General features: G+C 28.9%; 14 protein-coding genes. 1 reads left to right on the top strand and 13 read right to left on the bottom strand.

What is annotated here, in order from left to right; genetic code table 11:
- The first annotated feature begins 123 nt into the window (after window positions 1–123).
- Window positions 124–1314 (top strand): aminotransferase class I/II-fold pyridoxal phosphate-dependent enzyme, encoded by a 1191-nt coding sequence (locus U9R42_08440; GenBank protein ID MEA3496049.1) that lies wholly within the window; start codon window positions 124–126, stop codon window positions 1312–1314.
- A 714-nt stretch (window positions 1315–2028) separates the two neighbouring features.
- On the opposite strand, the gene U9R42_08435 is transcribed toward U9R42_08440, so the two are convergent.
- The 13 genes from U9R42_08435 to U9R42_08375 form a co-directional block, all read right to left on the bottom strand.
- A complete protein-coding gene (locus U9R42_08435) occupies window positions 2029–2895 on the bottom strand; it encodes a helix-turn-helix transcriptional regulator (protein MEA3496048.1) in 867 nt (288 codons plus the stop codon).
- 13 nt (window positions 2896–2908) lie between these two features.
- Window positions 2909–3106 (bottom strand): hypothetical protein, encoded by a 198-nt coding sequence (locus tag U9R42_08430; GenBank protein MEA3496047.1) that lies wholly within the window; start codon window positions 3104–3106, stop codon window positions 2909–2911.
- A gap of 93 nt (window positions 3107–3199) precedes the next feature.
- Window positions 3200–3352, bottom strand: coding sequence for a hypothetical protein (locus U9R42_08425; GenBank protein ID MEA3496046.1), 153 nt, complete (start codon window positions 3350–3352; stop codon window positions 3200–3202).
- A 44-nt stretch (window positions 3353–3396) separates the two neighbouring features.
- Window positions 3397–3786 (bottom strand): hypothetical protein, encoded by a 390-nt coding sequence (locus U9R42_08420; GenBank protein MEA3496045.1) that lies wholly within the window; start codon window positions 3784–3786, stop codon window positions 3397–3399.
- A gap of 62 nt (window positions 3787–3848) precedes the next feature.
- Window positions 3849–5054 (bottom strand): sodium ion-translocating decarboxylase subunit beta, encoded by a 1206-nt coding sequence (locus U9R42_08415; protein ID MEA3496044.1) that lies wholly within the window; start codon window positions 5052–5054, stop codon window positions 3849–3851.
- Window positions 5055–5501: 447 nt separating this feature from the next.
- Window positions 5502–5933 carry a biotin/lipoyl-containing protein gene (locus U9R42_08410; protein ID MEA3496043.1) on the bottom strand — a complete coding sequence of 144 codons (432 nt, stop codon included), beginning with the start codon at window positions 5931–5933 and terminating at the stop codon, window positions 5502–5504.
- Between the two features lie 12 nt (window positions 5934–5945).
- Entirely contained in the window at window positions 5946–6317 is a 372-nt protein-coding gene (locus U9R42_08405; GenBank protein MEA3496042.1) for an OadG family protein, read from the bottom strand.
- An 11-nt stretch (window positions 6318–6328) separates the two neighbouring features.
- Window positions 6329–7888, bottom strand: a complete 1560-nt coding sequence (locus tag U9R42_08400) for an acyl-CoA carboxylase subunit beta (GenBank protein MEA3496041.1) — start codon at window positions 7886–7888, stop codon at window positions 6329–6331.
- On the bottom strand, window positions 7888–8301 hold the full coding sequence (gene mce, locus U9R42_08395) for a methylmalonyl-CoA epimerase (protein ID MEA3496040.1): 414 nt from the start codon (window positions 8299–8301) through the stop codon (window positions 7888–7890). The genes U9R42_08400 and mce overlap by 1 nt, the downstream gene beginning before the upstream one ends.
- A 488-nt stretch (window positions 8302–8789) precedes the next feature.
- Window positions 8790–9188 carry a response regulator gene (locus U9R42_08390; protein MEA3496039.1) on the bottom strand — a complete coding sequence of 133 codons (399 nt, stop codon included), beginning with the start codon at window positions 9186–9188 and terminating at the stop codon, window positions 8790–8792.
- Window positions 9189–9474: 286 nt separating this feature from the next.
- Window positions 9475–9804 carry a TraR/DksA C4-type zinc finger protein gene (locus tag U9R42_08385; protein ID MEA3496038.1) on the bottom strand — a complete coding sequence of 110 codons (330 nt, stop codon included), beginning with the start codon at window positions 9802–9804 and terminating at the stop codon, window positions 9475–9477.
- Between the two features lie 48 nt (window positions 9805–9852).
- A complete protein-coding gene (locus U9R42_08380; GenBank protein ID MEA3496037.1) occupies window positions 9853–10476 on the bottom strand; it encodes a redox-sensing transcriptional repressor Rex in 624 nt (207 codons plus the stop codon).
- 302 nt (window positions 10477–10778) lie between these two features.
- The gene (locus tag U9R42_08375) at window positions 10779–11189 is read right to left on the bottom strand and encodes a hypothetical protein (GenBank protein ID MEA3496036.1); all 411 of its coding nucleotides are present in this window, start codon (window positions 11187–11189) and stop codon (window positions 10779–10781) included.
- Between the last annotated feature and the right edge of the window lie 228 nt (window positions 11190–11417).

The raw sequence follows: 11417 nt of genomic DNA, 5'->3' as shown, positions 1-11417 counted from the left end.
GAGGAAATAGAAAGGTAATTGCTACAATTTATTCATAAAAAAAATAATAACCTCCACTGAATAATTCAAATAAAATCATTAATTTTGTAAAATTATTAAACATTAAATTAAAAAAATTAAAACATGAATAAATTTGATCCGGCAAAAAACATTGAGAAGACCTCTCAGATGGGTCCTTTTAATGGTGTAAATCAACCAATCACAGATTCAGCAACCTTTTGCTTCAACAGTGGCGAAGATATGTTAGATACTTTTCAAGGTGAAAAAGAAGCATTTTTATATAGCAGGCATTGGAATCCATCAAACATGACATTATGCAAAGCCCTTGCAGCAATGGAAGGTACAGAATCTGCATGGGTAACAGGTTCAGGTATGGCAGCAATTACAAACGCTATCTTACAAATTTGTAACTCGGGTGACCATATTGTAGCAACAGAAACTTCTTATGGTGGTTCTTACGCTTTTATGAAAAATTATTTACAGAAATTTAACATCGACACTACTTTTGTAAATATTACAGATTTGGAAAAAGTTAAAAATGCTATTAAACCCAACACAAAAATTATTTATACTGAAACAATGACAAATCCATTGCTTCAGATTTCTGACATACCAGAGCTTAGTAAAATTGCAAAAGCAAATAATCTCAAATTAGTTGTTGACAATACTTTTACTCCTATGATATTTTCACCTTTCCAATTAGGTGCTGACATTGTTGTTTATTCAATGACAAAATTTATAAATGGAAAAAATGACACCACAGCAGGTGCAATTTGTGCTAGTAAAGAGTTTATCGATTCTCTACTTGATTTAAATGATGGCACAAGTATGCTTCTCGGTGGAGTTTTAGACACAATGAGATCATCAAGTATTCACAAGAATCTCTTTACTCTTCACATTAGAATGAAACAGCATAGTAAAAATGCTGCTATTATGGCTAAGAGATTTAAGGAAGCCGGTATTTCTGTAAATTATCCCGGTTTGGAAGAATTCGAACAACACCAACTAATGAAATCAATGATGAACGAAGAATTTGGTTTTGGTGGTATGATTGCTATTGATTTAGAAACCCCTGAAAAAGCCTCAAAACTAATGAGCATGATGCAAGACGAAGGTGTTGGTTACTTAGCAGTTAGCCTTGGTTATTTCAGAACTATATTTAGCAACTCAGGGAAAAGCACTTCTTCGGAAATACCTGAAGACAAGCAAAAAGAAATGGGACTTAGCCCTGGTTTGGTACGATATAGTGTTGGTTTAGACAATGATATTGAAGATACTTTTGTTACTATTAAAAAGTGTATTGACAAATTGTAAAATTACCAAACAAAATTAAATTTAAAGCCATTTCAATTTTGAAATGGCTTTTTTATTTTTATAAAATCAGGTATAATAGACAAAATGGATGCTATTTATTACAATAAAAAGCTTGAACTTGTGTAAGCAGCAACTAGGAATCATCAAATTTTCGCAAAAGTAAATTATCACTTTGGTAAAAAAATAATAAGTTGGAATATATAAAGGGAGGTTCTTTAAATAGTGCCTCTTAGAAAACTATTCATTTTAAAAATAACAAATCTCAAACATCAAAAAACAAATAATTCTCAATAACCAATTATCTAATATTCAAACATTTTGAAAAATTGGAATTTTATTATTTGGTGTTTATTTGTCATTTGAAATTTGTTATTTGGTGTTTTCTTAGAAAGACTAAATACATTTCTTTTAAGAAACAAAGATAATGAATAAGATGCAAGGCACAAATTTTTCTGAATAGCCGTCCGCGTGTCGCTGAAGCTTTAGCGGAGGCACAAGCTATTGAGAAAAATTTTAACGCAGTCAGATTGTTTATTATCTTTGTTCCCAAAGGGTTTTCAGAGTTTTTTATATACTTCTTCAAAACTTTTTACATTATCCCGATTTGTTTCAAATTTTTTCATTGTCTATAAAAAACTCTGGAAATCTTAATGCGAATGTATTTATAGAACCTCCCTAAATGTTTTGAAAACCCTCTCCTTTTAAGTGTTGTTACTAATTCAGTTCAACATCATTTTTTATAAGTTCTGCAACATTTATTTCCGGGAAAATAAAATTTTTAAAATCTGAATTTTCAGTTTTGCAATGCAATACTCCTCTTAATGTACCAATTGTAAACATTACTAAATTAGATGCAAATGCTTTTGGAATAATCAAATTATTTTCTGTTTTATTTAAATTAGCCCAAGTTTTTTCTTCAATATCAAAATAATTTGCTACTTCAATAACAATAAATGGTTTATTCTTTTGTTCAAATAACACTTTTACAAATGATATTAATATCTTGTTTTCATTATCCAAGCCAAATTTTAATCCTATGTTCATTTCAATTTTAGAATTGCTCTTGTTAAATGCATCAGGAAAAACAATAAACTGTTCAGTTGAAATTTTTCTTAACTTAAACTCAATTGATATATTTTTATGTTTTCTTCCATAATTTACAACTTTTTCACTCAGCATATTTTCTAAATAAACTTCACTTTCTTGAGTATAATTATATTTTTGTTGAGTTATCTTTTTAATATCTAATATAAATTGTATCTTTTTAAAAGAATATTCGTTAATAAAAGAATAAGTATTATTTTCATTAAAAATCAACTGTAGATTTAATGCATTTTCGAGCTTGGTAATAGTTGTTAATGTTAGGTTCTCATTACCTTTAACTATTTTATTTATTTGCTGTGGCGAAACACCAATCATCACTGCTAATTGCTTTTGTTTAATTCCTTTTTCTCTAATTGTACTAAGAATTTTTACAGCAATTCTTTGAGATTTTTCTTGCCATCCTCTATTTTCCTTTCTTCTTTCAGCCTCTTCTTTCCATGTTGAATCATTTGAAGCTAATTTGTTTAAATTTTTCATGTTTGCCATAAGTTTAAAATTCTAATTCTAAATAATCTACAATACTATCATTATCAATTATGCCTTCTAAAATCAAAAACTGCTTAACATTTTCTAATTTTTTCAATTCGTTTTTCAAATGTTCTCTTTCATTCATTGTTTTTGTTAGCTTAATAGCTCCTCCTGTAATGATAAATACATTTTCTTCAATTCTTATTGCATATATACGCAACCAACTTTTTTTCGAACCATAAATTTTACTCTTTTGATGTTCAGGTATCGGATATATTTCCTTTTCATAGTTATTTAAGGGGACTTCTAATAATTACTTTCTTTCAAGAAACGAAGATAATGAATAAGATGCGAGCCACAAATATTTTTTAATAGCCATAGCTATTGGAAAATATTTTGGCGAAGTCAGATTATTTATTATCTTCGTTCCCAAAGGGTTGTCAGGGTTTCTTATATACTTCTCCATATTTTCTTGCATTATCCCGTTAGTACTTCAAAAATCTGAATCGTCTATAAAAAACCCTGACAATCTTGATGCGAAGTAATTATTAGAAGTCCCCTCAAGGGTTTAAACAAAGTTTGTAAACATTGAAATAAATCTTTTTTACCATTCTCTGCAATTGACAATAATTTTTGCTGAAATTCATATACTTCCTTTATTGTTTTAATAATAGCTTCATTTATTGAAATATAGTTATAGAATTCTTGCTGTAAATCATCACTGTGTTTGTAAAAAAAATTTTCTAAATATTCAGTATCTTGCCAATTATTAAACAATCTGTTAAATTCATCTCTCGGCTCATCACCTACAATAAATTTATTGTTTTCAAATTCGTCAACTCTATCTGTATATTTTACAGCATACAAACTATCTTTCACGATTATTTCAATTGCAAACATACAACATATTTTTTAATAAATCAACCTGTGAGTTGATTTATTTTTATAAATTAATTTCATTTTTACAATAAAAAGCTCAGCAGAATTCCAGCGCCTACAGCACTACCAATAACTCCTGAAACGTTAGGTGCCATAGCATGCATAAGCAAATGATTTGTAGGGTCTGATTTTAAGCCTTCCGTTTGTACAACTCTTGCACTATCGGGAACTGCGGAAACACCGGCAGCACCAATAAGAGGATTAATAGGATTGTCTTTTGAAGATAAGAAATTCATAACTTTTGCAAAAATAATTCCTCCTGCTGTAGCAACAATAAAAGAAAGTGCACCGAGAGTAAATATTAAAATTGAATCAGAAGTAAGAAAAACATCTGCTTGTGTAGAAGCTCCAACTGTAACTCCTAATAATATCGTAACAATATCTATCATTGCATTTCGAGCGGTATCTGCAAGTCTTTTGGTAACACCACTTTCTTTTAAAAGATTCCCGAAGAAAAGCATACCTAATAACGGCAATGAACTTGGAGCAATATATGTTGTAAGCAATAAACCAATAATAGGAAACATTATTTTTTCTAATCTGGAAACCGTTCTTGGTGGTTTCATTTTAATTCTTCTTTCTTTTTTGGTCGTAAGCAACTTCATTATAGGTGGCTGAATAACAGGGACTAAAGCCATGTAAGAATAGGCAGCAATAGCGATAGGACCTATTAAATTTTTAACAGTTGTTCCATCAGCTAAGATATTGATTCCATTCGCTAATTTTGAAGAAAGGAAAATAGCTGTAGGACCATCTGCCCCTCCGATAATTCCGATTGCACCTGCTTCCTGTGGAGCAAATCCTAAAATAAGTGCTCCAATAAAAGTAAGAAAAATACCAACTTGAGCAGCAGCACCAAGCAACATTAGTCTTGGCTTGGAGATAAGTGAAGAAAAATCGGTCATAGCACCAATTCCTAAAAATATTAAGGGAGGATAAATACCTGCTGTAACACCAAAATAAAGATAATTCATAACACTTTGATGCTCATAAACACCTAATTTTAAGTTAAATCCCTCAACCTGAAACATTGGAATATTTCCAATTAAAATACCAAAACCAATAGGGATTAATAGTAAAGGTTCGTAATCGAACCTAATTGCAAGAAAAATAAAAAACAATCCTACAATCATCATTACTAAATGTCCCCATGTAACATTAGCAAAACCTGTAAACTCATAGAAATTAAACACACCTGAAAATGCTCCCGGATATTGTTTGAATTTCAGATTGTTAGAAATTATATTTCCTTTTTTATCTAAAGTCGCATCTCTTTTTCCTAAGCTTTTATCTTTAAATTTCAGGTAAATAATACCATTGTTTACTTCCCAATTACCAATATATTTGAATTTAATAGAATCTAAAATAAAAGTATTATCAGCTTTAAAATCTAATCCTTTAAAACGATTAACGTAGCGATTACTTTCAGATGAAATTCTATATTTTTCATCTTTTGTAACCCATTTACCTTTAATCAGTTTTTCAAAAATTGCATGATCTGTTAATTTTATATCAGTATTTATTTTATTCTTTTTATCTGTATTTTTATTACTTTTAAAAGAATAAGAAAGAATTGCCAATACAGCTATTATACCTATAACAGTAAATAGTTTTTTATGAGCAAAAGATATTTTCTTTTTAAAAGACTTGTTAATATTGCTTTTCATTTTTACAATTTATTCAAGTTCAAGTTCTATTAATATATCACCTTGCAAAACAGTATCCCCATTATTTACTTTAATAGTTTTTACTGTTGCATCTTTTTCCGATTTAACATCATTCTCCATTTTCATTGCTTCCATTATCAGCAATTTATCACCTTTTTTTACAGTGTCTCCTTCTTTTGCAATAACTTTTATAATATTTCCGGGAAGAGGTGCTTCAACTTTAAAGACTTTTTCATTCGTACTTTTCTTTATTTCATTTGCACCCTTAGGAAGGGGAATTTTTGGTCTAACAAGAGTTGGTGTTGTTGTTTTTTGCATTTCTTTATTAACCTCAACTTCGTATTTTGTACCATTAACTTCAATTTCTGCAACATTTCCTTCACAATTCAGAATATCTACCTCATATTCATGACCTCTTATAGTAAATTTAAAATTTTTCATCTATTATTTAATTTAAAATCTGAAATTTTCAAAATTATAAACTTTTGAATTCCATGGTGAATATCTTTTTTTCATCCTATGCATTGTTAACACAATATTTTCATCATCATGTAATTCCTTAAAATGAAGATACAATGCCATTCCAATAGCTGCATTAATCTCCCCTGCATAATATCTGTCCTCTTTTTCACCTGTTTTAATATTTCTTTTTTGTTTATGTTTTCTTCTTGCTTTAAAATAAACCAATGCAGGAAGATTTTGGAAAATAATATAAAGTATCAATAACGCTAAAAAAACAAGAGTATATCCAACAACAGAAACTGTTATTCCCATATCGGAAATTGCTGAAAAATCAAATGTTATTTTGGAAATTAGATAAAACATAATCAATTAATTTAAAGTGGTAAATTACAATGTTTTTTAGGAGGATTGCTGTCTTTCTTCGTTTCTAATCTTTCTAATCCTCTAATAATCCTAAATCTAGTATTTCTTGGTTCAATTACATCATCAATAAATCCGTATTTTGCAGCTTCATAAGGATTTGCAAACTTATCTTTATATTCATTTTCTTTTTTAGCAATAAATTTTGTTTTTTCTTCTTCATCCTTAATTTCACTAATCTCTTTATGATTCAACACTTCAATTGCACCTTTAGGTCCCATTACTGCAATTTCTGCTGAAGGCCAAGCATAATTAATATCACCTCTTAATTGTTTAGAACTCATAACATCATGAGCACCACCATAAGATTTCCTTAAAGTAATTGTAATTTTAGGAACGGTTGCCTCTCCATAAGCAAATAATAATTTTGCACCATGAATAATAATTCCACCATATTCCTGATTACTTCCGGGTAAAAATCCGGGAACATCAACTAAGGTTACAATAGGAATATTAAATGCATCACAAAACCTTACAAATCTTGCTGCTTTTCTTGAAGCATTGATATCAAGTACACCTGCAAGAAAACTCGGTTGATTAGCCACAATACCAACAGGCATTCCATTAAACTTAGCAAAAGCTGTAATAATATTTCTTGCGTAATGCCTTTGTATTTCCAAAAATTCTCCATTATCAACGAGTGAATGAATTATGTCGTTTACATCATAAGGTAAACTAGGGTTTTCAGGAATAATTTCATTTAATGAATCATCCAATCTATCTATTGGATCGTTACATGTGTAAACAGGAGGTTCTTCAAAATTATTTTGAGGCAGATAACTAAGGAGTTTTTGAATTATCATAATACCTTCCTCTTCATCCTTAGCTTTAAAATGAGAAATACCTGATTTTGAGGAATGAACATCAGCACCACCAAGGTCATTTTCAGAAATTATTTCACCTGTAACAGTTTTAACAACTTTAGGACCTGTAACAAACATATAGCTTGTATCTTCTGACATTATAATATAATCGGTAAGAGCAGGAGAATAAACAGCACCACCTGCACAGGGTCCAAAAATTGCTGATATTTGAGGAACTACACCTGAGGCTAAAATATTTCTTTCAAAAATTTCCGCATAACCTGCAAGAGACTGCACTCCTTCTTGAATACGTGCTCCACCACTATCGTTTATTCCAATTATCGGTGCTCCTACTTTCATGGCTTGATCCATTATTTTGCATATTTTTTTCGCATACGTTTCTGATAAGGAACCACCAAAAACTGTAAAATCCTGAGCATAAACATAAACTAGCCTTCCGTCAATTGTACCACATCCTGTAACAACACCATCAGAAAGATATTTCTTTTTTCCCATTCCAAAATCAGTACAACGATGCGTAACAAACATGTCAGCTTCTTCAAAACTTCCTTCATCCAAAAGTTTTTCAATTCTTTCACGAGCAGTAAATTTACCTTTTGCATGCTGTGAGGCAATTCTTTTTTCACCTCCGCCCATTCGAGCTTCCTCTCGCAAATCAATTAATTTTTTTATTTTATCCTCAATTGACATTATTTTTTATTTTTATTTTCACAAAATTCAGTTAAAACTCCGAATGTTGATTTCGGATGTAAAAAAGCTATATCCAAACCCTCAGCACCTTTTCTGGGAGTTTTGTCAATAAGCCTTACTCCTTTACCTTCCACTTCTTTTAGATTGTTTTCTAATTTATTAACAGCAAAAGCAATATGGTGAACACCTTCTCCTTTTTTGTCAATAAATTTTCCAATCGGTCCATCAGCTTCTGTTGATTCAAGGAGTTCTAATTTAGTTTCTCCTACTTTAAAAAATGCAGTTTTTACTTTCTGTTCTTTAACCTCCTCAACTGAATAACATTTTAATCCTAAAACATTTTCATAATACTTTATTGATTCATCAAGACTTTTTACTGCAATTCCAATATGTTCAATATATTCTAAGTTCATAATAACTGTTTTTAAAGGTTATTAAATGTTCTTACAAATATATAGTTTCCAAACTATATATAAAAAATATTTTGTTATTTATTTCACAGCTCAAAATAATACCAATTTAAACATCAAACTTACCGATATAAATCGTTTCTATTTCACTTCTTCTACGTTAAAAATTATTTTCGTAACTTTTGCCTTGAATAAGTAAAGGGAACTTCTAATAATTACATTCTTTCAAGAAACGAAGATAATGAAATGCTTTATACTTTGTGATTCTTTGTGTCTTAGAGCCTTAGTGGCTAATTATCAATATCTTGCCATAAAGGCACAAAGTTGCACTAAGAAAATTACATAATATAACAGTCTGATAATAAATATATGCTGAGCGGTCATAAGCTACGTTTTGTTATTCTGTATAAACGAGTAATAACCAATACGTTAAACATAGTGCCAAAGTTCAAATTATGATCAATCGAATTATATGTTACCACACAGAATTATTATGAGAAATTTGAGTTATCAATTAAATCTAATTGTTCGATCACTTTTTCAATTAAAGTTATTGGTCTATATGGTTTAGGAATGTAGTCATTGCAACCCACAGCGAATGATTTTTCTCTATCACCATTTGAAGCATAGGCTGTTACCGAAATAATCGGCAAATCAGGAATTATTTCCTTAATTTTAGTTGTTGCTTCATAACCGTCAATATCAGGCAATTGAATATCCATTAAAACAAGATCAATGTCTTTATTCTCTTTACATATTTTTATGGCTTCTTTACCATAAATAGTATGAATAACATCTGCACCATTTTTTTTAAGTATTACTTCCACTAACTTATAATTGCTATCAACATCTTCAACTACTAATATTGTTTTGCCTTCAATTTTATTCATTGTCAGGTATTTTATATTATTCAATATTACTAATTTATATGCTAATATAAAAATAATTTAAAAAAATATTATTTCCTATTGATTCTATTTTTTTATAATTGCTGAGTTTGGGTAAAATAATTAATTAGTGCCTCTTAGAAAACTATCTATTTTTATAAAATGAATTATTTTTGATGAGATTTTTACTTTTTGGAAATGAACTGATGCCTTTGCATCAGTGATTTGAGAAAAATAAAAATATCGCAAAAAGAAACATTTTTAATTTTGTAGAGTTTTCTAAGAGACACTAATTACAACTAACACATGTTTCACTTTCAGGCATTACCATCAGTCTTCCAATTGGAATTTCCTTTTTACATCTTGTACAAATACCAAAACTAGAGGAATCAATATTTTTAAGAGATTTGTTAAGTTGATATTGTTTTTTTAACGCCATTCTTAATGATGCTTCATTTACACTTTTATTATTTATTGCATCCATTCTGCTCACTCTACCAATTGCATTTTCGGGAGCTATAGGTTTACACAATTCTTTCAATTCTTCAATTTCGCTTTCGAGCCTTTTTAGTTGCCTAATAATTTTTGTTTTTATTATTTTCCTTTCCTCTTTTTTCATTTTCAAGGGGTACTTTAATCATTTATGTCTTTAAGGGAGGAGGATAAATTAGAAATGCTTAGAAAAATAAGTAACTTTTTCGAGTGAAGTAACAATATCATATTCCTCCAAATATATACCATCAGGAACTTTAAGAGGTTTTGGGGTAAAATTCAAAACACCTTTAACACCATTTTCTATCATGAAGTTTAGTGACTCTAATGCTTCTTCCTCAGGAACTGTTAAAACAGCAATATCAATATTCATCTTCTTTTTAACTGCAGGAAAATCATCAATATGATGACATCTCACATCTGATAAACATTGAGAAATTTTCTTAGAATCTTTATCAAAACTAGCTACTATTTTTAATTTGTCTCTTTTGTTTTTAAAATATCCTGATATTGCATTTCCTAAAAAACCCATTCCAATAATTGCAACATTTGTTACTTCTTTAGTGTCCAAAATTTTTGCAATTCTTTTTATTAGTTCTTTTATTTTATAACCCTTGCTTGGGCTACCTGAATATCCAATTAGCATTATATCTCTACGAACCTGAACAGGTGTAATATTTAACAATTTAGCAATCTCATACGAATAAATATATTCTTGATTCAAATTTATTTTATCGTTTAGTAATCTCCTACAAACGCTTAATCGTTCAATCGTTTTCTCCGGTAATACTTTCTTCATAAAAGATATATTATTTTTTAAATTGCTGTAAAATTACAAAAAAATAAGTATTCTGATGCAAAAAAAATATTTATTTCATAACCTCCTACTTTATCTTATTGAAATTCTGCAATATAAGACAGAAATATGCTGTTATTCTTTTAACACTCCTTATATTTATTGCCTCTAAGAAAACTCTGCAAAATTTGATAGTTTTCTTAGAGGCACTATTTAATAATGAATAATGATTCAATAAAAGAAAGATTATTTGAACTCTATTTTTACTATTCACGAATTAATCTTGCTTTGATTATGGGTAGATTCTATAATCCTACAACTGTTTTCAAATGCAAAAAAGCTTTATAAAGTTCAGTGGGAGAATCTGTATTAAATTCAAGACTTGATATATGTTCTTCTTCTTTTTTGTCATGTGATGCAGTATTTTTTAAAATACATTTTCCTGATTTACATTCCAATACAACCTTTGACACTGATTTCTTTATTTTTACATCTGCAAGATTCAAATCATATTTTATTCTTGTTGTAATATCGTAATAATTTTCGGTATAACTAACTTTAGTGCCAACAGAACTTAATGAACCTGTATTACCTTTTGGTTTAATAATTTTTGTAATAAAAGATACCGTTTCAACTTTAGTAAATGAATTTGAAAAATTTTGCGAAAAGCAAAAAATAGGAATTATCATAAATAAAAATAATAAAAGCTTTTTCATAAGTGTATTTTTCATTCAATAAAAGGAATTTAATTACTAATTCAAAACTACTATATTTTTTACATTGTTGTCTGATAAAACTTTTTAAAAGCGAGATTTAATACAAAAGCTAAAAAATGTATATCAAAAATCACTTTCCCCGACATAAGGGAATTGTTTTTTTAATAAAATATTATATTTGATTCTCAAACAGATAAACTGTATTTTATCTAATTCTATTTTTTTTTG

The organism is Bacteroidota bacterium (assembly GCA_034723125.1).
Lineage (GTDB): Bacteria > Bacteroidota > Bacteroidia > CAILMK01 > JAAYUY01 > JAYEOP01.
The sequence above is the reverse complement of the archived record's forward strand: the minus strand, read 5'-3'. Positions and strand labels throughout refer to the sequence as shown.

Bases quoted from the DNA above. Each gene is read 5' to 3' on its own strand.
- U9R42_08440 (MEA3496049.1), top strand. From the start codon at position 124: ATGAATAAATTTGATCCGGCAAAAAACATTGAGAAGACCTCTCAGATG.
- U9R42_08385 (MEA3496038.1), bottom strand. From the start codon at position 9,804: ATGAAAAAAGAGGAAAGGAAAATAATAAAAACAAAAATTATTAGGCAA.
- U9R42_08425 (MEA3496046.1), bottom strand. From the start codon at position 3,352: ATGGAGAAGTATATAAGAAACCCTGACAACCCTTTGGGAACGAAGATA.
- U9R42_08375 (MEA3496036.1), bottom strand. From the start codon at position 11,189: ATGAAAAAGCTTTTATTATTTTTATTTATGATAATTCCTATTTTTTGC.
- U9R42_08400 (MEA3496041.1), bottom strand. From the start codon at position 7,888: ATGTCAATTGAGGATAAAATAAAAAAATTAATTGATTTGCGAGAGGAA.
- U9R42_08435 (MEA3496048.1), bottom strand. From the start codon at position 2,895: ATGAAAAATTTAAACAAATTAGCTTCAAATGATTCAACATGGAAAGAA.
- U9R42_08405 (MEA3496042.1), bottom strand. From the start codon at position 6,317: ATGTTTTATCTAATTTCCAAAATAACATTTGATTTTTCAGCAATTTCC.
- mce (MEA3496040.1), bottom strand. From the start codon at position 8,301: ATGAACTTAGAATATATTGAACATATTGGAATTGCAGTAAAAAGTCTT.
- U9R42_08390 (MEA3496039.1), bottom strand. From the start codon at position 9,188: ATGAATAAAATTGAAGGCAAAACAATATTAGTAGTTGAAGATGTTGAT.
- U9R42_08410 (MEA3496043.1), bottom strand. From the start codon at position 5,933: ATGAAAAATTTTAAATTTACTATAAGAGGTCATGAATATGAGGTAGAT.
- U9R42_08420 (MEA3496045.1), bottom strand. From the start codon at position 3,786: ATGTTTGCAATTGAAATAATCGTGAAAGATAGTTTGTATGCTGTAAAA.
- U9R42_08380 (MEA3496037.1), bottom strand. From the start codon at position 10,476: ATGAAGAAAGTATTACCGGAGAAAACGATTGAACGATTAAGCGTTTGT.